General features: G+C 47.9%; 22 protein-coding genes, 1 tRNA gene and 1 pseudogene. 11 read left to right on the top strand and 13 right to left on the bottom strand.

Translation table 11 applies throughout. From position 1 onward, the window contains the following. Window positions 1-26: 26 nt before the first annotated feature. Together AAX04_RS09430 and AAX04_RS09425 are read right to left on the bottom strand one after the other, a co-directional pair. Window positions 27-1484: an alpha-L-fucosidase gene (locus tag AAX04_RS09430; protein WP_066797441.1), complete on the bottom strand. Its 1458-nt coding sequence runs from the start codon at window positions 1482-1484 to the stop codon at window positions 27-29. Window positions 1485-1881: 397 nt separating this feature from the next. Further along, a tRNA-Ala gene (locus AAX04_RS09425) sits at window positions 1882-1975 on the bottom strand. Window positions 1976-2122: 147 nt separating this feature from the next. On the opposite strand from AAX04_RS09425, the gene AAX04_RS09420 reads away from it, so the two are divergent. Next, window positions 2123-2431 (top strand): hypothetical protein, encoded by a 309-nt coding sequence (locus AAX04_RS09420; protein ID WP_066797439.1) that lies wholly within the window; start codon window positions 2123-2125, stop codon window positions 2429-2431. On the opposite strand, the gene AAX04_RS09415 is transcribed toward AAX04_RS09420, so the two are convergent. Then, entirely contained in the window at window positions 2428-2913 is a 486-nt protein-coding gene (locus AAX04_RS09415) for a GNAT family N-acetyltransferase (RefSeq protein WP_066797437.1), read from the bottom strand. The two genes, AAX04_RS09420 and AAX04_RS09415, sit on opposite strands and share 4 nt — an antisense overlap. A 152-nt stretch (window positions 2914-3065) precedes the next feature. On the opposite strand from AAX04_RS09415, the gene AAX04_RS09410 reads away from it, so the two are divergent. Continuing rightward, window positions 3066-3356 (top strand): hypothetical protein, encoded by a 291-nt coding sequence (locus tag AAX04_RS09410; RefSeq protein WP_066797427.1) that lies wholly within the window; start codon window positions 3066-3068, stop codon window positions 3354-3356. Continuing rightward, on the top strand, window positions 3353-3592 hold the full coding sequence (locus tag AAX04_RS09405) for a hypothetical protein (RefSeq protein ID WP_066797424.1): 240 nt from the start codon (window positions 3353-3355) through the stop codon (window positions 3590-3592). Before AAX04_RS09410 ends, AAX04_RS09405 begins: the two co-directional genes overlap by 4 nt. Window positions 3593-3685: 93 nt before the next feature. Here AAX04_RS09405 and AAX04_RS09400 read toward each other — a convergent pair whose 3' ends face one another. Further along, entirely contained in the window at window positions 3686-4627 is a 942-nt protein-coding gene (locus AAX04_RS09400) for a (Fe-S)-binding protein (RefSeq protein ID WP_066797422.1), read from the bottom strand. A gap of 36 nt (window positions 4628-4663) precedes the next feature. Beyond that, complete coding sequence (locus tag AAX04_RS09395; protein WP_066797415.1) at window positions 4664-5140, bottom strand: flavin reductase family protein; 477 nt, start codon at window positions 5138-5140, stop codon at window positions 4664-4666. Between the two features lie 135 nt (window positions 5141-5275). Between AAX04_RS09395 and endA the strand changes: the two genes are divergently transcribed. Further along, window positions 5276-5857 carry a tRNA-intron lyase gene (gene endA / locus AAX04_RS09390; RefSeq protein WP_066797413.1) on the top strand — a complete coding sequence of 194 codons (582 nt, stop codon included), beginning with the start codon at window positions 5276-5278 and terminating at the stop codon, window positions 5855-5857. Between the two features lie 11 nt (window positions 5858-5868). Here the strand turns inward: endA and AAX04_RS09385 are convergent, their stop codons facing one another. Further along, window positions 5869-6849 carry a hypothetical protein gene (locus tag AAX04_RS09385; protein ID WP_066797411.1) on the bottom strand — a complete coding sequence of 327 codons (981 nt, stop codon included), beginning with the start codon at window positions 6847-6849 and terminating at the stop codon, window positions 5869-5871. A 54-nt stretch (window positions 6850-6903) separates the two neighbouring features. Continuing rightward, entirely contained in the window at window positions 6904-8199 is a 1296-nt protein-coding gene (glyA, locus tag AAX04_RS09380) for a serine hydroxymethyltransferase (protein ID WP_066797409.1), read from the bottom strand. Window positions 8200-8391: 192 nt separating this feature from the next. Here glyA and AAX04_RS09375 point away from each other — a divergent pair, with 192 nt between their 5' ends. Both AAX04_RS09375 and AAX04_RS09370 read left to right on the top strand, forming a co-directional pair. Continuing rightward, window positions 8392-9663, top strand: coding sequence for an NAD(P)/FAD-dependent oxidoreductase (locus tag AAX04_RS09375; RefSeq protein WP_066797398.1), 1272 nt, complete (start codon window positions 8392-8394; stop codon window positions 9661-9663). Between the two features lie 179 nt (window positions 9664-9842). After that, window positions 9843-10301: a DUF2153 family protein gene (locus AAX04_RS09370; protein WP_066797396.1), complete on the top strand. Its 459-nt coding sequence runs from the start codon at window positions 9843-9845 to the stop codon at window positions 10299-10301. Window positions 10302-10366: 65 nt separating this feature from the next. On the opposite strand, the gene AAX04_RS09365 is transcribed toward AAX04_RS09370, so the two are convergent. Continuing rightward, window positions 10367-11212 carry a class I SAM-dependent methyltransferase family protein gene (locus AAX04_RS09365; RefSeq protein WP_066797391.1) on the bottom strand — a complete coding sequence of 282 codons (846 nt, stop codon included), beginning with the start codon at window positions 11210-11212 and terminating at the stop codon, window positions 10367-10369. Window positions 11213-11266: 54 nt separating this feature from the next. Here AAX04_RS09365 and AAX04_RS09360 point away from each other — a divergent pair, with 54 nt between their 5' ends. Next, window positions 11267-12700, top strand: a complete 1434-nt coding sequence (locus AAX04_RS09360) for a V-type ATP synthase subunit B (RefSeq protein ID WP_066797388.1) — start codon at window positions 11267-11269, stop codon at window positions 12698-12700. 77 nt (window positions 12701-12777) lie between these two features. Here the strand turns inward: AAX04_RS09360 and AAX04_RS09355 are convergent, their stop codons facing one another. Continuing rightward, entirely contained in the window at window positions 12778-13143 is a 366-nt protein-coding gene (locus AAX04_RS09355) for a prefoldin subunit beta (RefSeq protein WP_066797385.1), read from the bottom strand. Window positions 13144-13393: 250 nt separating this feature from the next. On the opposite strand from AAX04_RS09355, the gene AAX04_RS09350 reads away from it, so the two are divergent. Next, complete coding sequence (locus AAX04_RS09350; RefSeq protein ID WP_066797382.1) at window positions 13394-14662, top strand: alkaline phosphatase family protein; 1269 nt, start codon at window positions 13394-13396, stop codon at window positions 14660-14662. A gap of 21 nt (window positions 14663-14683) precedes the next feature. Here the strand turns inward: AAX04_RS09350 and AAX04_RS09345 are convergent, their stop codons facing one another. After that, window positions 14684-16546, bottom strand: a complete 1863-nt coding sequence (locus AAX04_RS09345) for an aldehyde ferredoxin oxidoreductase family protein (RefSeq protein WP_066797378.1) — start codon at window positions 16544-16546, stop codon at window positions 14684-14686. An 877-nt stretch (window positions 16547-17423) separates the two neighbouring features. Between AAX04_RS09345 and AAX04_RS09340 the strand changes: the two genes are divergently transcribed. After that, window positions 17424-18518 carry a hypothetical protein gene (locus AAX04_RS09340; RefSeq protein ID WP_066797372.1) on the top strand — a complete coding sequence of 365 codons (1095 nt, stop codon included), beginning with the start codon at window positions 17424-17426 and terminating at the stop codon, window positions 18516-18518. Window positions 18519-18604: 86 nt separating this feature from the next. Here AAX04_RS09340 and AAX04_RS09335 read toward each other — a convergent pair whose 3' ends face one another. From AAX04_RS09335 to AAX04_RS09325, 3 genes are all read right to left on the bottom strand, one after another. Beyond that, a complete protein-coding gene (locus AAX04_RS09335) occupies window positions 18605-19219 on the bottom strand; it encodes a DUF981 family protein (protein WP_084761351.1) in 615 nt (204 codons plus the stop codon). 191 nt (window positions 19220-19410) lie between these two features. Next, window positions 19411-20511, bottom strand: coding sequence for a pyridoxal-phosphate dependent enzyme (locus AAX04_RS09330; RefSeq protein WP_066797370.1), 1101 nt, complete (start codon window positions 20509-20511; stop codon window positions 19411-19413). Between the two features lie 49 nt (window positions 20512-20560). Then, window positions 20561-20992, bottom strand: coding sequence for an HAD family acid phosphatase (locus tag AAX04_RS09325; protein ID WP_066797368.1), 432 nt, complete (start codon window positions 20990-20992; stop codon window positions 20561-20563). Between the two features lie 345 nt (window positions 20993-21337). Between AAX04_RS09325 and AAX04_RS09320 the strand changes: the two genes are divergently transcribed. Together AAX04_RS09320 and AAX04_RS12600 are read left to right on the top strand one after the other, a co-directional pair. Then, a complete protein-coding gene (locus AAX04_RS09320) occupies window positions 21338-21547 on the top strand; it encodes a DUF3311 domain-containing protein (protein ID WP_066797366.1) in 210 nt (69 codons plus the stop codon). A gap of 3 nt (window positions 21548-21550) precedes the next feature. Beyond that, window positions 21551-23073 (top strand): annotated as a pseudogene (locus AAX04_RS12600) (sodium:solute symporter). Window positions 23074-23341: the final 268 nt, after the last annotated feature.

Raw genomic sequence — 23341 nt, 5'->3', positions numbered from 1 at the left:
ATTACCTAAGTCTTCAAGTTGATTAACTACCTCACCTTAATCCTCAGCACGTATGTGGATTGCCTCTTGGCGTCGTTAGGCATCTTAACCACAAGTCCCCTCTCATCCCTAGTGAAGTTTAGTTTGCCGTAGCCCAGTAGCTCCACCTCCTCAACCTCACCCTCAAGTAGCCTCAGGTTTGCGCCCAGTGATTGTATCACAGCCTCCTCACCTGGCCAGTCTAGTGCCGCTGCGTATATTGCATTACCCTTCCTGGTGAACCTCCAATCCCTACCAGTGTACCTAACCTTAAGCCACTCAGTCTCCTTAAACTCACCTGTGGGTTGCCTGGTGGGCCCTTCACCGTAGGTTACCCATGGTGTTGAACCGTACACTGCATCACCGTTAACGCTCAGCCACTCACCAACAGTGTTAAGCATCTTAACCTGCTCCTCGGGGATAGTGCCATCAGCCCTAGGTGCAATGTTAAGCAGTAGGTTACCGTTCTTACTGACGATGTCGATAAGGTCATGTATGATGGAGTCAACGGGCCTATACTGGCAATCGTTGGTGAAGCCCCACGTGTTTAGGCAGACTGAGGTATCGGTTTGCCATGGTAGAGGCCTAATGCGGTCTAGCTTACCCCTCTCAACATCAAGCACACCTGCACCCTCGGGCATTGCATTATGCTTATAATTAACCACAACCTCAACACCCCATTGGGAAGCCCTATTGTAGTAGTAGGCCGTGAAGAACCTCAGGTATGGTTCGAAGGATGGGTACTCAACCCACCAATCGAAGTAGAATAGCTGGGGCCTATACTTATCAACGAGTTCAATAGCCCTAAGCAGCCAGTCATTAAGAAAGGCCTCGTTAGGCGGCTCCACTGGCTCAGGCCACGGGTGACCGGGCACACGCTCCTCCTTAATTGGGGTTGCTGGTCCATAGAGATCACTGTAATTTGGGTCATTAACATCTGAGTTGAATCTTCTACCACCCTCGAAGAACCACCAATGCTCAGCCCTATGATAAGATACCCCGAATATTAACCCCTCATCCCTACATGCCTTAGCTAACTCACCTATAACATCCCTGCCTGGCCCCATCCTCTTGGCATTCCACCTATTTATTGAGCTATCCCACATGGAGAATCCATCATGGTGCTCAGCCACTGGTACAACGTACTTGGCCCCAGCCCTCTTAAATAGGCTACACCACTCATTGGGATCCCACTTATCAGCCGTGAACATGGGTATGAAGTCCTTATAACCAAACCTGTCATGGGGGCCGTAATGCTCGATGTGGTGCTTAAACTCTCTACTACCCTGAATATACATGTTCCTAGGGTACCACTCATTGCAGCAGGCTGGGACCGAGTAAACACCCCAGTGTATGAATATCCCAAACTTAGCGTACCTAAACCAACCGGCAACCCTATAACCCCTAAGGGAATCCCAAGTGGCCTCAAAGGGACCAGAGGGTAACTCCACCGGGAACCTAACCATGATTAAAGTAGCGTTAAAACACTTTAAAAGTATTGAAGAGTTGTTTATCCTAGTTAAAAGTAAATGATAAAATGATAATCACCTTTAAGGTCAAGTTAATTTAAACTCCTTAACAATGGATTCCACATCTTAATCTTAACGCATTAAATAACCGCAGGCAGCCACCTCAAGGCTTTAACCTTTTCAACACGTAATTTCAGGCTAACTTCACGCGAAGTCCGTCCGCATAAACTCGTAGGTTATACTTCATGTAGCAGATATAGGACTGAAACTTAATTAAGTAGGCTGTTAGCAATTTCACACCAAACTACTTAAACAAAACAGTTGCCTGAGCCATCCCATTACCCTGAAGCAGAATCCAATATCACAGTTTTCTGTATTAAATACGCACGATTACTGGTGGACCGGCCGGGACTTGAACCCGGGATCTCCCGCGATCCAGTGCCTAGGCATCGCAAGGCGGGCGTCCTTCCAGGCTAGACTACCGGCCCTGTTTACATTCATGGGCTAATGGGTTATAAGCTTTACTCAATTACCTAAACTGCTCAATACTTAATGCGAATGAGCTATGTGGCGCTCACTAAACACTAATATCTCATGTTACTTAATTTTTAATAGGGCTGTATCCAATGTGCCCTATGGCTGAGGAGCTGATTGATGTGGCTGGTTTGATTAAGAGGATTAGGGAGGGGCCATGCCTTACGTTCAACTGCGACGTGGTTGATGTTAAGGTTAGGCTAGGTGGCAGTGACGTTAAGAGGGGGGTTTCCTCTTTGATGGAGGTTGACTTGGTTAGGGATAGGGCATACTTAACGGTTAGATTTAGGGAGGGTAAACTAAGGCTAATCATTAGGCTTGAGATTAAGGGTAGCGCATCCCTGGGGGAACTTAGGGAACTGTCGAGGAGGGTAACCGAGTTGCTCTCCCAGTTTAACCCACTGGGTTAATTTCGCCTTAGCCTCAGGTTAACTGGGTCAAACACAACCTTGTAGGTATCGCCATCAGTCATGATCCTGCCCCCGTAGTACCTGGAGATCCTAACCATCCTAATGTTGTCGATGCTCATGTATGCGTAAACCCTCGTGGCACCCCTATTGTTGAACAGATCACTTAGCATGAAGCCAACCAGCATCTTTCCAATACCCCTACCCTGGTGCTTATCCTTAACCACAAGCGCTATTTCATAAACACCCCCCTTACCATAGGCCTCGCCTACAGCTATCAACTCGCCGCCACGCCTAACACCGTATATTATCGGCCTTGATGCTAATAATGACCTAACGCAACCCTCCACATCACTCATCATGCACATGAACCTTGACTTGATGGATTGCCTACTAAGCGACCTATAGAACTCAATAACCTCCTCACCATCCCTCACCGGATCCAGTTGCACCATGCTCAGCTCCTCAACATCAGCACTTGGCATTAATAACCAGTTAATGTTTAACTAAGCCAAATTTAAGGTTACCTAAAGTTATCCCATGATGCCGAGGCTTCATCAGCCCGGTTTAAAAGGAAGCGAAGACGGATAATAATGCTTAGTAACTTTAATAACTTACGTCCAGGTCACTAAACCTAATGGAGGCTAAAATCGGTGACGTGGTTAATAAGCTTATGAATGAGCTTAAGGACTATGGGCAGGTGGAGGTTGAGGACTACGGGTCAGAGAAGGTTATTATGGTTAGGCTAGCCGAGGATCTGTCAGTCTACGTATCCATACTCTGCGAGGATAATGAATGCTCGGTTGAGTATGCCGTTGGTGACGACAACTTCGCAATAATGCCGAGGCACCTTAACCTAATGGATAAGGCGGTAAGCATAATGAAGAAGGTTAATGAGGAGCTCGTTAAAATGGGGGTGGTTAAGTGAGACATGGCTTAAGGCTCGATGCCATTAACGTGCGTAGGGTTAAGGGGCCTGATGGGTATTTTACAGTAGCCATGGGTGTTGTTGTGTATAGGCTCATTGAGGATAAGGTTCATGAACTGGGGCTTGGGGTTGAGTTAATCGGTGACGTGGCTATCGTTAAGGCTAAGTCATGGAGCAGCATCAATAAGCTCCTTAACTACGCCCGTTCAATGGGCATTAGCATCATTGAGGACTAGGCCATCACTGGGGTAAATTTAACAGCACCATGGCTACGCCCTCACCCTGGGTTAGTCAACTATCCCAAGTTAAGTTAATGACGTATGGCCTAGTCACTGGGCTCCTGTTAAAACCTCAGCCAAGTCAAGTACCTTAACCCTACCCCCACTGTTCCTGGATAGGTTGGCGTAGCATATTGGACAAGCCACCACTACATTATTAGATAACTTAGATAAAGCATCGATCCTTAGCCTAGCCACCTTGTTGGATAGGGATGGGTTTATTGACTCCACGGGTCCTCCGCAACACATTGATGTTGAGACCCCGGTTACGTAGGGGTCTTCAACGTGCTCAACCCCAGCCTTCTCAAGCAGTACCCTATATGCATTCCTCATGCCGAGGTACCTTGAGTAGAGGCATGAATCGTGAATAACAACCCTACTTACCTTAGCCTTATCCACACCTTTAATCAACTCCATGTAGTTAACTACCCTTAACCCTAAGTCCCCGAAGAACCTGGGCGCCACGACTGTCAGTATGTGGTGGGTGTGGGGGTCTATGGTTATCACGTTCTTAATTCCCCTAGACCTGAAGTAGCTTAGGACCACTGAGGAGAAGTACTCCTTGAAGTCATCCTCGAACCCAAGTTCATAAAGTAAGGCCCCTGAGTAGGGTTCGTCGGGCATGTAGGCGAATTTGACGCCGTTCCTAATGAGCAGGGTCGCTATGGCCCTAACTATACCGTTAACCCTATCAACCTCACTCCTAGGCGGCTTCAAGGCAACCCTGGCGAAGCTGGCAACCAGGTGGCTTAACCTATTGACCAACGGTCCTAATGCAGATGGTGGGGCCTTCTCCATTAAACCTGTGAAGGAGTTTATGTAAGGCACGAGTTGGTATAGGCATGATGTGTATATCACTGCGTCACCAGACTCAGGTATCCCCATCCCTCTAGCCCACTCACTGCAAACACCCCTCTCAACGGGTATTGGCAGCCTGTTGTAGTTAAGGCTACTCAGCATTATTGACCTAAGCCCCCTTAACCAATCCTCCACACCTAAGGGTTAAGCTGGGTTAATTAAGCATTATGCCTAAACCTGAAGCGTGTAGTAATTCCTGTTTAGGTATATTAATGGGGGTTTAGCGTTGAGGACCCTACCATCCTCAACCTGACCTATGAATAACGTATGGTCACCTGCATCGTAGGTAGCCACCACCCTGCAGTCTAGGTAGGCTATTGAACCGTCAATTATTGGTGAACCAGTCTTAGCGGTGAAAAGCCTCAACCCTCTGAACCTCTCCTCCCTCGGCGCAGTGGCGAACCTAATAGCCACGTCCTTCATGTCGTAGGGCAGTATGTTAACGGCATAAACCATCGACTCGCTAATGGCCCTATGTGACGCCAGGCTCTTATCTATCGCAACAAGAACCAGGGGTGGTTTAAGCGATACAGAGGCGAAGGAGTTGACGGTTAAGCCATAGTACTCCCCCTTATTGACGGTCGTAACCACGGTAACCCCGGTTGGGTAATTCCTGAGAATAGCCTTAAGATCCTCTCCACTAAACATTAGCATTCAAATTTACACCTATGGTTAAAATACTTAACCCATAGGCTTAATGGTAATACTGATACACCGTGGTGTTGATCTTAAGGGGATAAGGAAAGGGTTAAATAACTTAGCTACATAACCTAGACGTTAGGTATGGTTCAAGGTGTTAAGGGAGGCTTGATAAGCGGGTTTAAGGGTGTGCTTAAGGGTGATAAGGTCATAATACCCAGTATTGAGGAGTCCAGGGTATTGTACAAGTTGGGGTTCTTCGGGAAGTTCCTAGGTAAGGATAAGGTTAAGGTTGAGGAGGTGGATTCGCTCAACTCGCACATACACCTATCCCCACTTGAAGCCCTCTACCTAGTTGAACTAGGGCTACTCACCGTCACCGATGACAATGGGTCCCCGGTGACTAAGGATACCCTCAGGGGGTTGGTTGAGAGGAGGTATGAGCATGGTGAGTTGGTTTACGAGTTGTACAGGTACTTTAGGGATAGGGGTTACGTGGTTAGGAGCGGCTTGAAGTTTGGGTCACTGTATGCAGTGTATGAGAAGGGGCCTGGCATTGACCACGCACCCATGCTGGTCCACCTAATAGACCCAGGGCGAAACATAACGGCGCTTGACGTGACCAGGGCCGCTAGGCTGAGCCACACAGTTAGGAAGACCTTCGTGCTTGCCGTCAGGCACATGAATAGCCTTAAGTTGATAGGCTTTGAATGGTGGACACCGTGAATGCACCTGGGTTAACTTAGGCTTATGGTGAAGGACGTGAACCTGGAGCAGTAGTCACCTATTGGGCACTCAACGCATCGGTTAAGTGAGCAATTGAACCCAACATCGTAAGCCCCCTTCTCGGCGGCTATCGGATCACTGCTCCTCTTAATGGTCTTTATTGCCAATACCCTAGCCTCATCATAACTCAACTCCACATTACCCCTACTTGTCAAGTTAACGTACAGTGACTTAACCCTGTCATCATCTATAAGCACCAGGAAGGCCCCACTCCTAATCACGGCGGAGGCGGTGTACATGTCTCCTATGGGTATGTAAAGCCTGTTTTGACCCCTCAACATTACCTTAAGGGCCAGTGGAGCCCCTGATTCATGAGCAATCCACCTAATCATTATCCTAACACTCTTGTTCCTATGCCCAGTTGAGTAAGGGACCATGAACCCCCTTATGAAGTTCTCCAGGTTAAAGTAATCCCTAATGACGGCCAGTTCCTTAGCCAAGCCACCCCTCCTGGCCACTGCCCTTAGGCTAAGCGCATAATTCTTAACAGCCTCATTGACATGCTTGAATTGGGCCTCGGGGTAATTGTTAACGAACGCCTCAGCAAGCTTGACCCCATTATCCTTAGTTGGGTTGTTCATGAATTGAATCATGTAATCCCTAACAGAGCCTATGGCCTCATAAAACTTAACAACCCTCACAACCCCAATTGAGGACAGTATTGAGGCGGTTAAAGTCAGGTACCTGGCCAAGTCCTCAACACCATTAATGTTAAGGTAGTCCCTCAAACCCTCCCCAAAGGTCACCACCCCCCTCCTATACCTCTCACTGAAGTTTACGTAAAATGACTTAAGCCTACTCACGGTGCCCGCTAGGTCATTGTTAAGCGTCTTGAAGACCGGTTCAGTAACCAGTCGCCCATGCATTGTTAATGCCCTCAGGGCCTCCTCACCCATGCTCCTCAATTCACCTACGCTTGCTGTTGAAGGCACCTTGAAACCACGTGGGGTCTAGGCCTAATAAAACATTTTGTTTAAACATGACCATTAATGTAGCAGTGGTAGGCAGTCGCACTTGATGCCGGCGTCCTCAAGTTTAAAGCCGTACTTAACCTCGGTGTAGTGGGATCTAAACTCCTTAACCTTATCCCTAAGCACCCTCGGCTCCTTACCATCAATGAGCATGGACTTTATGAAGCCGGCTATCTCAACCATTTCCTGCACACCCATGCCAACCCTTGTCATTTCCTGGACCCCCATCCTAATGCCACTCGGCTTAATGGCACTCCTATCCCAAGGCAACATGTTCTTGTTAACGATTACACCGCCTTCCTCAAGTAGTTGAGCCACCTTAGCCCCACCGCCGAACTTGGATGCGTCGAATACCACCTGGTGCGTCTCCGTGAACCCCCTGGCCTCGGCAACCACCGGTATGCCACTTTTACTCAACTCCTCGGCCAGTCTCTTGGCGTTTAACCTAACCTGGTAGGCGTACGACTCACCAAAGGTCATCATCTCAATGGCTGTTATGGCTGTTGAGGCATATCTATGGAGGTGGTAGTTTGAGGTTAACTGTGGGAAGACGGCCCTCTGAACATTCTTAAATATACCCTCATCATTCGTGAAGATTACGCCACCCTGAGGGCCTGGGAATGTCTTATGAGTTGAGGATGTCATTACGTCAGCCCCCTCCTTAAGGGAGTTGGGGAATTGGTTACCTGCTATTAGGCCGAGTACGTGAGCTGAGTCGTGCATTAGGTATGAACCAACCTCGTGGGCAACCTGGGCCAGTTCCCTAACGGGGTGTGGGAATAGGTAAAGTGAGGCCCCTAGGATGACTAATTGGGGCTTCTCCTCCCTAATCACCTTGGCCGCTGCGTCCACGTCAACGTTGAAGTTCTCCTCATCGCAGGGCAGGTGAATTATCTTAAGGCCTAGGGCTCCGGGTGCACCAACCTCGTCATGGCTTATGTGGCCGCCGCATTGCCTAGGCACGGCAGCCACCTTACCACCCCTCGCTAGGGTTAGGTAAACGGCCATGTTGGCTATTGTACCTGAAATTGGCCTAACATCTGTGAACCTGGAGTTGAAAAGCCTTGACATTAATTCAACCAGGTAGGCCTCAATATCATCAACGTACTTAACGCCCTGGTAATACCTGTTGCCTATGGTGCCCTCAGCGTACCTACCCATCATGTCGTTTAGGTAGAAGTACTCGGCCAGGGGTGACATAACGTTCTCACTAGGTATTAGGTTAATCGTCTCACTCCTCCTCCACCTATTATGACTCTCTATTATGCCCCTTACCCTATTTATAGCCTCAAGGGCATCATTTAGGTTCATTACCACTAGCCCAGTGGCTTAAAAATATAAACTTATCCACCGGCTACATTAAACATAATTCTTAAATTACTGAGACCCTAATCCACCAGGCTGTTAATCCTAGGTAAAGGTGGTGATTAACCAAACCGTGATTCCCCTCAATATTAGCCACAATGAGTCATTCTTATATACGCCGAGCGCGGTGAGTTTAGTATGGCTAGGGTTGCGGTTGTGATTGGTGGTGGTCATAATGGGTTGATGGCAGCCATAACGCTTAGGGAATCTGGGTTTAAGGTAACCCTAATTGAGGCTAGGGATAAGGTTGGCGGCATGGCGGACACGGAATCAATAATGGGGGTTAAGGTTAGCAGGGCTTCATACGTAATAGGCCTAATGCCCAAGCCCTTCCTAGAGAAGTTCAACTTGCCTTTAATAAGGCAGGACCCATTCCAAGTGGTTTACGTTAACGGTAAGGTTATACCGTTTTGGAGGGATAGGGGTAGGAGGATTAAGGCCCTTGTTGACGCTGGGGAGGTTAAGTTCCCTGAATTTGAGGATAAGCTATTGAAGTTTAAGGACCTCATTGAGAGGAGGTTCACATTCGTTGAGAAGCCCCCATCAATAAGTGAGATTAGGGAGGAGGCAGTTAAGCTTGGCGTCGAGGAGTTCATTGATGAGTCATGTAGGAGAGTACTGAATGAGTACCTATCGCAGGACCTCCACTATACATTCATGTACCCTGGCATGGAGAACTCACCGGCATACTTAATAGCCTACTTCTATTCCCCAGACTGGTCCCTCATTAAGGGTGGCACGGGGACCCTGGGTGAGGTTATGCTTAACCATGCATTGAGTGTTGGGGTTGATGTGAAGCTTGGCGTTAAGGTTAGTGGAGTTGAGGTGAGCGGTGACTTGGTTAAGGGTGTGGAGACGAACCAAGGAGTCATCAGGGCGGATCTATTCGTGTCATCAGTCAGTCCACTGGAGCTTAATAGATGGCTTGGTGGTCGCCTGATTAAACGCACCCCACCCAAGCCAGGTTGGAGGAAGTACAACATAGTGCTTAAGGAATACCCTAAACTACCCCAGGAGCTTAAGCCCTTTGCTCACTCCATAATTGACACCGAGGCTGGGGAAATGCTGATACCGTCAATACTCGATGAGACGAGGGGTGGGGTGGTTATTGAGTTCATGGGTGACTTAGACTCGTTAATAGGAATGATGCCTGACATGAGGGATAAAGTAATAGCCATTGATGAGCTAACCCCAGAGAGGGCTGAGGCCATGTATAATGTGCCTAATGGTGACGTTAACCACCTCCCAATGAGGGTACCATACATCCTGGAGAATAGGCCGGGCTACACGACACCGTTCATGAATCTGTTTCAGGGGAGTGCAGGGAATTACCCGGGTGGGCAGATAACGGGTGTGCCGGGTTATAACGCCGCCAAGTTGGCTGCGGCAATGAGTAGTGGGTTTAAGTAACCTAGGTACTATACGTATTTAACAGTATATTATAAAAATAATTCTAATAATCAAAATTAATTTTGATATTATATTAATTAATATTGCTAAAGTTAATAAATATTTTTGATAAATAAAGCATATAACATGGAGGCAAAGGTTTAAATACAGCATTAATGAGGTAGGGGTAGTGTTAAAGTATGAGCGTGGAGAGTCAGGTTAAGGCCCATATAAGGGGCTTGATAAGTAGGCTTGATGGTTGGTTAATAAGCCAGAGGAAGCTTATTGATGATTTGCAGAAGTATGCCGACTACGTTAAGAGTCAGGATAGGTACACGTTGCTACTCTCGGCTCAAGCAATGATATACTACATTGAGCGCACCGCCAAGGACTTCGAGTCATGGTTAACCAACCCCCTAATAACCTCAATAATGACCCCGGACATGTTGAAGGAGCTTGAGGCTAAGCTCCGTGAATTGGCAATAAGCTTCATAAGGATTGACCTTGAGCACACTGGCCAATACCTAGAACTGCTGAAGAAGTATGATGCAGCCGGCGAGGTACCGGAGATACTGAGACTATACTTTGAGCATAGGATTGGCGGGGGACAGGAGGGCGAGCAGAGGAGGGGAGGGGAGGAGATGCCAAGGTTCCTGTAACCCAACCTGAAGATAAACCACGCCTACCCTCACCATACCCCCTTTAAAATAGGGTAAACAACGCGTCACCCTTTATTCACCTTGAAGTCAACCCTAACCTTATACACCCTCGGGGCATATTCCCTAACAATCCTCTCACCCATTATGTTGCATTCAACCCCCATACCTAGGCAATGGCTCCTTATAACAGCCTCAGCATCCCTAAAGGGCTCCTCCTCAGGGCCTGTATGGTAGAAGTTGATAACACCCCCATCCATAACGCACCTTATGGCATCGGGCAGGTACTGGTGGGCACCCAGTGGGAGAGTCATTATAACCCTGTGGAAGCTGTCCCTCATTTCCCCACAGAAGCGTGCTGCATCATACTCAATGGGTATGACCCTACCCCTGGCCTTATTCAGCCTAACGTTAACCTCAGCGTACCTAACCGCATCTGGGTTTATGTCAACGGCGTAGATTAACCTAACGGTGGGTTTAAGCTTAAGTATTATGAATGCGTACGGCGCCACGCCCGCGAATAGGTACGCTATGACCTCACCATCACCGACCCTTGAGGCTAGGTCAAGCCTATCGTACTGGTCCCTCGGTGAGAAGAAAACCCTAATTGGGTCAAGCATTAACCTAACCCCCGACTCAACGTGAATAACCTCAGTGACCTCGCCAATCAATCTCTCGTACGTGTAGAGCCTATACTCACCACCCCTAGGCCCAATCCTCCTAAGGACGGTTCTAACATTCCTACCACTCCTAATTATCGCCCTAGCAATCTCATACTTGTAATCCTCCAGTTCACTGGGTATCTCAACTATAGCCACCGCTCCCGACCTAGACCCAACTATGTCGAAGCCCGAGGGAACCAGGTTAAGTAGGTTATCCGGCACCACGCCCTTTAACTCATCCCTCAGTCTCATTCAATAGGCCACGCTGCAATAATAGTTAAAAACCAAACCCAATAAGGCCTAACCGTGTCTAAGGTTCTTGAGGTCAGGGGTGTACAGGAGTATAGGACTGTTAGGGAGGTTAAGGGGCCGTTGATAGTCATTGAGAGGACTAGGGGGGTTGCCTACGGTGAAATGGGCGTCGTAACGGGCCCGGATGGGGAGCCTAGGCTGGTTCAGGTTATTGAGGTTGGGCCTGATTACGCAGTGGCGCAGGTCCTAACCGGCACGTTAGGCCTACCTGCCAAGGGGTCCACGGTTAGGTTCTACGGTACAACGCTTAGGCTCCCCGTCTCAGAGGATTTGCTGGGTAGGATAATAAGCGGTAGGGGTGTTCCGAGGGATGGCTTATCAATGCCCCCGCCTGAGGACTTCCTGGACGTTAACGGTGAGCCCCTCAACCCCTATGCAAGGGATTACCCTGAGGAGCCCATTGAGACCGGGGTTAGCGCGATAGATGGCCTATACACCATGGTTAGGGGGCAGAAGTTGCCCATATTCTCCGGGACGGGCCTACCGCACAACATGTTGGCCGCTCAAGTGGCCAGGCAGGCAGCTGTTAGGGGTAGTGAGGAGGGGTTCGCCATAGTCTTCGCTGCAATTGGCCTTAGGACCGAGGAGGCCCTCTTCTTCATAGATGAGTTCAGGAGGACTGGGGCCTTAAGGAGGCTCGTCCTAGTCATGAACCTGGCCAGTGACCCCATAGCCGAGAGGATACTGACGCCCAGGGTTGCCTTAACCGTAGCCGAGTACCTTGCATGGCAGAGGGATTACCATGTACTGGTTATACTGAGTGACATGCTTAACTACGCTGAGGCCCTAAGGGAGCTTTCATCAGCCAAGGGTGAGCTACCGGGCAGGAGGGGTTACCCAGGTTACATGTACACCGACCTGGCTACGATATTCGAGAGGGCTGGGAGGGCTAGGGGGAGGAAGGGGAGTGTGACCCAATTCCCAATATTAACCATGCCCCATGACGACATAACCCACCCAGTACCGGACTTAACGGGCTACATAACCGAGGGGCAGTTAGTCCTCTCCAGGTCAATGTGGGGTAAGGGCATTTACCCACCCTTCGACGTTTTAATGAGTCTGTCGAGGCTTATGAAGGATGCTGTTGGTGAGGGTAAGACGAGGGATGACCATAAGTACGTGGCCAACCAGTTAATATCAGCCTACTCAAGGGCACTAGACGTGAGGAACCTGGCCATACTGGTGGGTGAGGGTAATTTAAGTTGGCGTGAGAGGAGGTACCTTAGGTTCGCCGATGAGTTTGAGAGGAAGTTCATAGCCCAGGGCTTCTACGAGAGGAGGACCTTCGAGCAGACCCTCGACATAGCGTGGGATGCATTAAGCATACTACCTGAGGATGAGTTCTCCAACATACCCGTGGAGGTGTCCAGGAGGTACTATAGGGAGGGTATATTTAAGTCGATAAAGGATGAGGGGGTTAAGGCCTAGTTAGTAAGGTCACTTAAGCCGGGTTTAGGTTAAGGCATTTTAAATCATATTGCCTTAAAATGCGCCAAGGTCACTTATCACTGGGCTTGCCCTCCCTGGCTAGTTGATAATGCCTGCTTAACTTTAGCCTCCAGGTCGCTTATCTGCTTCCTAAGCAAGTTCTCCTGCTTCACGAGGGATTGAATGTGAAGGTCAAGTAACTCCTTCCTCTGGTTTAGGTCCTGGATGGCCTCATCCCTCGTCGTTAGGAGTAGGAAGGTGCCAACAACCCTATACACCTTAGAGTCCTGCGGAAGTTTATTCAACTCGTTAAGCGCCCTATCAACATTCCTAAGCTCACTCTCATACTGCTGCTTCCTAAGCAGTACAGCCTGGAGCTGATCCTCCAACTGCCTCAACCTCTCTAGGTCATTCCTAAGCGCCGGTGGAATTTCAGTAGCCATAACTGCCTAAGGTTACTTGACTAAAAATGCTTTTCGCACTATGCCTACCATGACTGCGCAACTATACGGCCAATCACCACTTTAAGCCTTAATTCAACAAGCCTCTACCCCCTCATCCACTAGGTAGGCTTAAAGCCTCCCCGGAACTTAACAGGTTCCCCATGACCCACCGGTGAGGTTAATTATGTGGTTAGGATTAGCCCAGTGAACAGGAAGCGCTTAAAAAGGGGGATTAGGGATTACCCTTACCATGAAGTTGCTTTTCCTGGTTCTAGACGGCGCCGCGGATAGGCCTAATGAGAGGGGCGAGACCCCCTTATCCATGGCTAAGAAGCCTAACTTGGATTCACTATCCGTTAAGGGGGCATTGGGTTTTCATTACCCTCTAGGTGTCGGTAGGGCGCCTGAGAGTGATGCAGCTGTCTTATCAATACTTGGGTATGACCCGGATAAGTACTACACAGGCAGGGGACCCCTTGAGGCCCTTGGGGTCGGTTACAGTATAAGGGAGGGTGTGGAGGTTGCCTTTAGAGCCAACTTCGCCACAATAGACCCAGAATCAAGGGTTATTATTGATAGGAGGGTTGGGAGGAGCCTTGAGTCCTGGGAGGCTAGGGAGCTGGCCAAGGCTGTTGATGGCATGGAGCTTGGGGGTGGTTTAGGCTATGCTAGGGTAATCGCCACGATAGGGCATAGGGCGGTGGTGGTGATAGGGGTTAAGTCAGGGCGGTTAAGCGGTGATGTAACGAACAATGACCCAGCCTACGCCAGGGTTGGTAAGGTCTCGGTGGCGGTGCCTAACCCAGATAAGATGCTCGCCCAGGTGAGGCCATTGAACCCTCAGGATGAGGCAGCCTCATTAACCGCCAGGTTGGCTAATGAATTCGTGGATAAGGCAATAAATATACTTAAGGACCACCCCATAAATAGGGAGAGGGCCGGTAAGGGAAAGTTGCAGGCTAACGTCATACTGATTAGGGATGCAGGTGATTCACTACCAAAGGTAACCCCAATAAACCAACTTTATGGACTTAAATTCGGTGCAGTGGCCGAGATGCCGGTTGAAAGGGGTATAGCTAGGGCACTGGGTATGGATGTTGAGGAGGTTAAGCTGTACGATGCGCCCAAGGATGAGGTACTCGGTGAACGCTTCGAGGCAACCATGAAGCTGCTTGATAGGGTTGATGTAGCCTACGTACACCTGAAGGGGCCTGATGAACCAGGCCATGATGGCGATTTGAACGGCAAGATAAAGGCGATAGAGGATATTGACGCCTACTACGTGGCTAAGCTGGTGAGGGAGAACTGGGATGAGTCACTGCTCGTAACTAGCGACCACGCCACACCATGGATACTGAAGGCACACAGCGATGATCCAGTCCCAATAATGCTTAAGTCGAGTAGGGTTAAGGCTGATGGCTTAACGTTAAGTGAGGTGAACGCGGCTAAGGGTAGCCTCGGTAAGTTTGAATACGGCTGGTTAATAATGAGGAGAGTTAGGGAAATGGTCTTTGATTAACTATAAGCCCCTTAAGTGCTGTTAAAGCAGGTATTCGAATTCACTAAGCCCAAGCTTCCTTAAAGTATCCCTAGTGGGTTTACCATCAACCCACCCCCTTAACTTGTAGTACACCTTAATGCCCTCGTTAAACATCTTTGATGCTGAATGACCCTTGGCAGGTCCACCGGGTATTGGATCGCTCATCCTAGGTGGTAATTCATCCTTAACCCATTTGCCCTCCCTAACCCAGAATAACCTCTCTAAGTTAAATATACGTTCACCTATGGTTAAGATATCGTCGGCCGTTAGGTTCCAACCAAAGGCGGCGTTATAAAGGTTCGCTATGTCCTGCTCCGTGTTTACATTGGGAACTAGGTTCTCGAACTTGCAGAATATCGATGAGTCAACTACGGCGAATAAGTCCTGGTTCCACTTAACCAACTTAGCCTGGAGTTCGATACCACTTGGTGAATCATCAAGTGGATCAACCTTACCTGGCTTACCAAAAACTGTACCTAACACCTCCCATGTAGGCGTATATGCCTCAAGGTGGTCACCACCCCTATTAGCGGTGTAGTATGCTATGGCAAAGCCCTTAAGGGCCCTTGGATCATAGGCAGGTAATCCCTGCCCCCTAGATCCAGTAAAGGTCTCTGGTGCATTATACTTCATAGCGAGTCTATAGTCGCCCTCGGCGAGTTCATCTCCAATACCCTCCCTGTAGGCTATCTTATATACTAGGTCAATGTAGGAGGCTGGGTCACCCCAATCTAGGTCAAGCTTAAGCTTCCCCATCCTGGCTAATTCAGTGGCTGTGGCTAAGGTATTACCTAGGCTTATGGTATCCATGCCTAATTCATTAGCCAGCTTCTCCATCTTAAGCACAGGCTCCGCATTGGTCAACCCAATGTTAGGTCCTAGGGCCCAAGTATTCTCATACTCATACTTAATCTTCTCGCCAGGCACCTTAAAGGCCCCACTCTTCACCATGGTTATTTGGGTGCAGGCTATTGGACAGTTAAAGCAGCCGTGGGTCTCCACCACATACTTACTCTTAATAATCTCACCGCTAACCTCATCAATACTCTTTATCAGCCCAGTACCCGAGAAATTATAGTGCGGCAATCCGCCAATAGCCTGAATAAGGTTCATTAGGACGTTTGTGCCATAGGCGTGGAGGGCCTTCGTGGTATCGTGAGCTATGAGCCTCTTCACGATTTCATTATTAACCTTCATGAAGCCGCTGCGGTCAACCAAGTCCCTGTACAGGTCTCTGGTTCCCCATACTAAAATACCCTTAAGCTTCTTACTACCCATGACTGCTCCAACACCCCCACGTCCAGCGAATCTCTCATAATCGGAGAACCTAATGCCAGCGAACTTAACCAAGTTCTCGCCAGCTGGTCCAATAACAGCAACGCCAGCCTTAGTTTCATCAGGTGGGAATCCGTTCTCAGTAAGCATTATCTTAGTGGCTGAACCCGTCCACTTACCCCAAATATGCTTAGCCGGTTTAAGTGACGGTTCCCCGTTCTTAATGACTAGGTAAACGGGTTCCTCGGCCTTACCTTCAATTACGATGCCATCATAACCTGACCTACGAAGCCAATAGGAGAAATTACCACCAGCATTTGAGTGCGTATAGACGCCATTTAAGGCTGACCTGGTGGTAACGTTAATCCTACTTGATGATAAGGTAGCTATACCACTAAGTGGACCGGAGAATATGTACAGTTTATTACTTGGGTCAAATGGGTCAATACCCCTTGGAATTTCCCTAAGCGCATAATAGGCTGCTAAACCTCTACCACCCAAAAACAACCTTAACAGATCATCCTTAACAACCTCCTCCTTAAAGGACCCTGTTGTTAACTCCACCCTTAGTATCCTAAAAACATTCATAAATAATTATAATTATTCTCGTATTTTTAAGTATTTCCCTAATCCCTAATGATTAAATTTGATACTTATTTTATACACTAATCAATATATAAGAATAATGAGCAGCATTTCCGTTAAGCCCACTAAGATTAACGATTATTTTTAACATATTCATCATAATATATACCTATTAACATCTATTATAATTTATTTCTAAATTTAGTAATATTTATTAAAATAATATATGAAAACCAATAAATATACTATATTAAACTAAGTATTAATGAATAGAAAACTACGAATATTGAAGTAGCTACGGATAGGGATTAACTAGGAGGAATAATCATTCACGGTAGAAGGTGTATGCGCCAAGGGTATAAGTTATGGACCACCCCTATCTCGAGGGATGGATTTCTCATTTCCTTACCTCACCTTACTCTCAGACTTAGACTGAAGTAGCGGGTAGTGCCCCCACAGACACTGCGGGTGGTTCCCACACCGAGAGAGTCCTTAACATACCTAACAAGAACTCCAGAGAGATGCATTAAGCATAATACCCCTTTGAACCGTCTTTCTGGAGACGGTGGAGACAATAAGCCTTTACCGTTTCCTTCTCGGTGGTCTCCCTGGGTCTCCGAGATCCGTAGGGCTGGGAACCCTCGGCGACGGGTGGGGAGCCACTGCGGTGAGGAGACCCAGGGTCACTGATGGGGGGAGGGGAGTGTTATAGCCAGAATTTTTAAATTTAAACAGGATTTAGGCATCAATAGAAATAAGTGCTACAAATGATCATGAAAATCAAAAACAGCCCACGTAGTGGAGCAGCTCCACTCTGAAGGACGAGGGTTTCTTTAAGTTTTATAAATCCAGCCGCGGTTAACTCAACGGTACTGAGGGGATGATGGAGGATTTGGAGTTGCTTGAGGCTAGGTATCAGGGCTCAGTGGCTAGGAGTATGGATGCCTTAATCATGGACTTTAACCTTAGATATGGTAATAGGGCTGGTGACATGCTTAACGAGGCCCTTAAGGTCTACTCCCTTGACTTGGATTCTAAAGTTAAGGTTAGGAGGAGCATAGTCAATGAGCTGGTTTACAGGGTTAATGACTTGGTTAGCCCAAGGTTAAACTCACTGGGCATTGACCTAGCACCAATATTGATAACGTGGTACTACATAGGTAATGGTGAACGTGTGGATAGGCTTAGGGAGCTGCTAAGCATGACAGGCCACAGGATTAACATTGATGATGGCGTTAAGGCTGGGCTACTGATGAGGATTGACAAATCAACCGTCGTAATACCAGAGTACCTTGCCAATTACTTATCCAGGTTAAACCCACCACAGCAGCTAGACTCCTCGGCAATCGTGTTTAATAACATGGATAATTCGATTTTCATAGTTATCCTTGAGGCCATTATTAGGGGGCTCAGGCCCATTGACGGTTTCATAAGGGCATTCTACGGCGAGGGGATTAGGGATGCATTGGCTAGTGGCCTACTTGAACCTGTGGCTAGGCTGTACGGCAATGATGTGTTAATTAATCCATTGATTGACCAGAGGAGTCTCAGGATTGCCTTAGCTAGGGCTAAGGACACTAGGGCCAGGGTGATTAAGCATTCCCTCTCAATGTATGGGAGATACATGTTTGATAGGGGGCTTTACTGCGGCGTAAACTACATGTTCACCTACAGTTCAAGAAGCCTGGTAGCTTACCTATGCCCCTGGACCCCACTCTACAGATCAATTGTGAATAAGTACCATGGTGTAAGAAGCATGATTGTTCTTGGGGTTAGGTTCAGGGAGAATATGGTTGAGTTCCTCAGCCAGGAGAAGTATAAGAGACCAGAGCTATCAAAAGTCATGTTTGTCACCCTTGATCAGGCGTCAAGTCTAATACATGCAATATACCAGCGCGAAAGCATGGGGCTAATGGATGACGTATTAGATATACTTTATGAAACCATTTACAAAGTCAACGAGATAACATATTAGCTTAAGGCTCACTTGCTTAGTGTGGAGAAGTAAGGAAAAAACGATTTTTAAGTTCTTTTCAATGCATAAGTAGTAATCATGTTCCCTTAACCATACCATGGTGTCCACTTAACCCAGCCGGCCGTGTGCTCAAAGGTTGCGCCCACGCCTATCATGTAAGCTATTATGCCCGCTACCGCGAGTAGTGCCATTATTAGTAAGCCAATGTACCTACTTACCCTACCCTTAGTCAGGTAGGCGAATGGAGATAGTAAGGGGGCTAGGCCTGTTAAGATGTATAATGCAGCCGCTAACCCAGGCTCTGTAGTTAAGTTGTACTTGAGTATATCAACACCATACACTATGGGTATTATGCCAAGGAAAGCAAGAGGTACAGATACCGTTGACAATGAACCCGTGAAGTAGAGTGACAACCCAACTATTAAAGCGGCGGCACCAAACAGAGCCCATGGATCCATTAAAACTATGTTGTATGAACTGGGCAATGGCCACGTTGCAATACCCCATACACCCGTGGCTAGGGCAAACACACCAACACCCACGTAGTAAAGGGCTAGGGATTTAATACCATTAATGGCCTCAACCTGGGGACTTCCCTTGGCTATCGGTTTTGTGGTTAACCAAACCGTGTAGGCTGAGCCCAGTAGGGTTGCGCCTAGTATCATTAGGTATATGTCGAGTGGATCCATGAATAGTGCCACTTAGGTCACCGGTAACTGTATTTCACTTGGGTTGTAAAATATAACTCATGTAAAAATCACATGCATCTAAATGCGGTAAAAGTTTATAAAGTAATTACGAGTTAGCAAAGAAATATACACTTGTTTTTTTCCTTCCCGCAATATTAATTAACCTTAGTACTACCTTTGACTTAGGTCTCTGTAATTAGTTTTTAGCTTAGAACATAGTATTTTACCTTTCTCTTACCGATAACCCTAATGGTCACCGTGGCCATGCCCTTGCTTACCAGGGAGTCTAACGCCTTGTATACACCTAGCAATGAACCTTCACCAATCGTTCTCCATATGCTGTAGGCTGTTAGGGGTTTGCCTCTCGGTACTTTAGCTATTATTAGGCCTTGGAGTCTCTGCAACCTGCCTAGACCACTGCCCTCACTGGTGTTAACTCTAACCTTCGGTGAACCTGACACTATGGCTACGGCTCCAGTATTCTTAGCGGTAACATAGGCTGATGCAGATATTGGCCTAGCAAATATCGAGTGCCTAGCCAGCTCAACCACGGCGCTTATTGCGTCCTCTGGTTTAACCTTCATGAAGGTTATGCCAAGTTCCCTCAACTGATTGCCTATCGGACTCTTAAGCTCACCTATGTAAACCCCTATTAGCCTCGGCATGTTGCCTATTAGCCCCATTTCCTCAAGCTCCATGAAACCCTTAACCACGGCCAGGGTTAATGCCCCCCTCTCCACAGGTACGGCAATAACCTTAACATCGTTGAGTTGTTCAAAAAGTTCATAGGCTATGGTCTTGAAGCCCTCTATTAGGAGTGGGTTGAAGTAGTCTATTGAAGGTTTATCAATGCAGTTAACGCAAACCTTAACGTTAAGTTTAGCTAGTATAAGCAAGTCCCTTGGATCCACATTATAGCTAACACTCACGGTTGTCTCAATACCCACAGTGGATAGGTAAAGGGCCAGTGACCTCGTTAAGTCCTCCTCAAAGGTAAGCTTAACCTCACCACCATTGATTAAACTAGCCAAGACAGCTGAACCCCTATCGTAGTACGTACCGGTGGGGTTATTCCCCTCGTACTTAATGACTACATCATTAACCCTCCTAATCCTCGTAAACCCCTCGCCAAGGCTAACCACCCTGATGGGTCTTGGCAATACACTAGAGTACCTCCACACACCAGGCATGTTACTTTTATAGGGCTTAATGGGCCTAACCTTATAGAGGAGGGGTAAGCCGCATCTTGGGCAAGTGCCAGGATCACTACTCCTATAGCCACACAATATGCAGGTGAACTCCACGGTTTATGGCTGAAGTTGGGGGGATTATAGGTTTTCATGCACGTGGGGTTCATACTAACACTGAGTCAATTCCAGTTTCCCTTAGTGCCTTAACTGTATCTGGGTTATCGTCAAAGTGAACTAGGACCGGGTATTTGGCCAGTATCCTTAACATGGCTTGAGACTTGTAAACTGGGTCAGGGTCATGGTTATCATTAGGCCTCATGAAAAGCTCCATGAAGCCAACTAATCCGTAACCCTCAAGTTGCCTAATGGTGCACCCCCTCATCCTCTCCGGTCTACCAGTTAATAGAATGATACCCAACCCCCTTTCAATAAGTGAATTAACGTAATCTATGGAGTTTACTAGCGGGGAATCCAAGTGAAGCTTACCGCAGTCTAGGAAACATTCCCAGTCAACGTGGTTACCATTACTACATAACCTAAGCCTCCTAGTGGAGTCCACTAATGTACCATCTATATCAAAGGATATGTAAATCATGTAGTAGCGTTGCTTAGCCAGCTGTATTTAATCATATTGTTAAGTTAAGGCTTAGCGCGGAAACGCCTCAGTAATCTTAGTAATGATTATGGTTTGGTAAGCCTCATAAGTCACTACGTATGACCCCCTCCCCACCTTGATGGGTGGGGTTTCACCTTGGGGGTCTTGATGGTTACCCCGCCTATTACGGGGTTATTAAACACCCCAGTAAAGCAGGGATTAATAAACCTGACACATAAGACCCTACCCCTAGAAGGGGCGAGACTTGACCATTATTGTCATGCATCGAAATTTTTTAAGAACAACAAGGTAATGTTTAAAAGTCTTAAACTATATACTATGTATATGAACGAACTAGCACTATGGAGGAGGATTACCGCAGGAATCCTCCTACTGGTGCCGTGGGTGTTCTACATGGTATATCCCGCATATAACATGGCCAAGCCGGAGTTGGGTGGTGTACCCTTCTTTTACTGGTTCCAGACACTGTGGCTAGTGATAACGGCCGTATTATCGCTAATAGGCGTGTTGCTACTATACCCAAGCAAGAGGTGATGAATGATGGGTCCACTAATAGGCCCACTGGGTTGGGGTATATTTCTAACCCTCTTCGTCTTCTTCGTCTTCTTAGGCTTCTATGGGTCACGTTGGCGTAGGGGCGACTTAAGTCAGTTAAGCGAGTGGGCTTTAGCTGGCCGTAGATTAGGCACATTTTTAGTCTGGTTCCTGGTGGGCGCCGACCTATACACTGCCTACACCTTCGTAGCCGTGCCCTCCGGGGTATTTGCTAAAGGTGCACTATACTTCTTCGCGGTCCCATACGTAGCCACCGTGTTCGCCCTTGCGACGGCTGTCATGCCGGCCCTTTGGAGGTGGAGTAGGCTTAGGGGCTATGTAACCGCTGCTGACTTCGTTCAGGATAGGTTTAACAGTAAACTACTAGCCGGCTTCATAGCGGCTACAGGCATAGTGGCTGAGTTCCCCTACATAGCGCTCCAGATAGTTGGCATGCAGGCGGTCTTAACAATAATGCTCCTTGGCCTTGTTAAGAACGTTAAACTGGTCAGTGACCTAGCCTTAACCATAGCCTTCATAATACTCGCAGCCTTCACCTACACAAGCGGCCTCAGGGGAGCTACATTAACGGCCGTGTTCAAGGATGTATTAGTCTTCCTGGGGGTCATAGCAATATTGGTGGCGGTCCCCTTAACGATACCGGGCGGCTTCGCCGGTGCCTTCAAGGCCGCTGCTGCCAATGCGTTGGCCACAGGTGTCTACACGCTTAAGGAGCCCCTCCTACCTGTTACATAACCCTGTGGGTGGGGAGCAGCCTAGCCCTATACCTATACCCACACGCCGTTAATGGGGCCTTGAGCGCTGAGAGCGATAGGAAACTGGCAATAAGCACGTCACTACTACCCATCTATGGCATTGCCCTAGCCCTACTTGCCCTATTTGGGATCCTGGTTTATGGGAGCTCTACGGCAACTAAAATATTGAGCCTATTCCCACCATCAAGCAGAGGCATCCTGGTTATACCGGCCTTGACTGTTGCCTCATTACCTGAATGGCTTGCTGCCATAGCACTGCTGGGCGTATTCATAGGTGGTTTAGTGCCAGCCGCTATAATGGCCATGGCCCAGGCTAATTTACTGGTTAGAAACATTATTAAGCCCATATACCCATCAATAACTCCACAAGGTGAGACTAGGACTGCCAAGTGGGCATCCGTTGTGTTTAAATTCGTGGCCCTAGGCTTCGTCTTCATAGTACCGGCCACGTATGCCATATGGCTACAGTTACTGGGTGGGATAATAATAACCCAGACACTGCCGGCTGTATTTCTTGGACTCGTTACTGATAAGCTTGACAAATACTCCTTAATGGTCGGTTGGGCCGTTGGGTTGGGGCTTGGGATTTACCTATTCATAGCCGCCGCCTTCAGTCCACTATACCCCATAGCCGGGCATTTGGTTTACATAGCTGTGTTAGCCCTAGCAGTTAACTTAGCCATAGTATTGATTGGGAGTGCAATAGCTGGTTTAATGAGGGGTAGGATTACCATTGCGGTTAAGCGTTAATGCGCATGGCGTAAGTAATGCCTTAACCTTTAAAACCCGTAAGCCTTGAACTGTTAGGAATCTCCTCCCTAACCAATGATGAGTAGTGAGGATCGAGGGCGTGGCTGAAAAGGGCTAGTTACCCTGATGGTAAGGTCCGTAAAGTAGTATTGCTAGTGAAGAATCAATGCATCATTAGTTGACCCTGGCGCCCCGGCCGGGATTTGAACCCGGGTCTCGGGCTCGACAGGCCCGCCTTAGGGTGGATAACCCACTATCCTAGACCAGG

The organism is Caldivirga sp. MU80 (assembly GCF_001663375.1).
Classification (GTDB): Archaea; Thermoproteota; Thermoprotei; order Thermoproteales; family Thermocladiaceae; genus Caldivirga.
The sequence above is the reverse complement of the archived record's forward strand: the minus strand, read 5'-3'. Positions and strand labels throughout refer to the sequence as shown.

Coding starts and splice junctions, on each gene's coding strand:
- AAX04_RS09430 (WP_066797441.1), bottom strand. CDS start 1,484: ATGGTTAGGTTCCCGGTGGAGTTACCCTCTGGTCCCTTTGAGGCCACT.
- AAX04_RS09420 (WP_066797439.1), top strand. CDS start 2,123: ATGGCTGAGGAGCTGATTGATGTGGCTGGTTTGATTAAGAGGATTAGG.
- AAX04_RS09415 (WP_066797437.1), bottom strand. CDS start 2,913: ATGCCAAGTGCTGATGTTGAGGAGCTGAGCATGGTGCAACTGGATCCG.
- AAX04_RS09410 (WP_066797427.1), top strand. CDS start 3,066: ATGGAGGCTAAAATCGGTGACGTGGTTAATAAGCTTATGAATGAGCTT.
- AAX04_RS09395 (WP_066797415.1), bottom strand. CDS start 5,140: ATGTTTAGTGGAGAGGATCTTAAGGCTATTCTCAGGAATTACCCAACC.
- endA (WP_066797413.1), top strand. CDS start 5,276: ATGGTTCAAGGTGTTAAGGGAGGCTTGATAAGCGGGTTTAAGGGTGTG.
- glyA (WP_066797409.1), bottom strand. CDS start 8,199: ATGAACCTAAATGATGCCCTTGAGGCTATAAATAGGGTAAGGGGCATA.
- AAX04_RS09375 (WP_066797398.1), top strand. CDS start 8,392: ATGGCTAGGGTTGCGGTTGTGATTGGTGGTGGTCATAATGGGTTGATG.
- AAX04_RS09370 (WP_066797396.1), top strand. CDS start 9,843: ATGAGCGTGGAGAGTCAGGTTAAGGCCCATATAAGGGGCTTGATAAGT.
- AAX04_RS09365 (WP_066797391.1), bottom strand. CDS start 11,212: ATGAGACTGAGGGATGAGTTAAAGGGCGTGGTGCCGGATAACCTACTT.
- AAX04_RS09355 (WP_066797385.1), bottom strand. CDS start 13,143: ATGGCTACTGAAATTCCACCGGCGCTTAGGAATGACCTAGAGAGGTTG.
- AAX04_RS09350 (WP_066797382.1), top strand. CDS start 13,394: ATGAAGTTGCTTTTCCTGGTTCTAGACGGCGCCGCGGATAGGCCTAAT.
- AAX04_RS09345 (WP_066797378.1), bottom strand. CDS start 16,546: ATGAATGTTTTTAGGATACTAAGGGTGGAGTTAACAACAGGGTCCTTT.
- AAX04_RS09340 (WP_066797372.1), top strand. CDS start 17,424: ATGATGGAGGATTTGGAGTTGCTTGAGGCTAGGTATCAGGGCTCAGTG.
- AAX04_RS09325 (WP_066797368.1), bottom strand. CDS start 20,992: ATGATTTACATATCCTTTGATATAGATGGTACATTAGTGGACTCCACT.
- AAX04_RS09320 (WP_066797366.1), top strand. CDS start 21,338: ATGAACGAACTAGCACTATGGAGGAGGATTACCGCAGGAATCCTCCTA.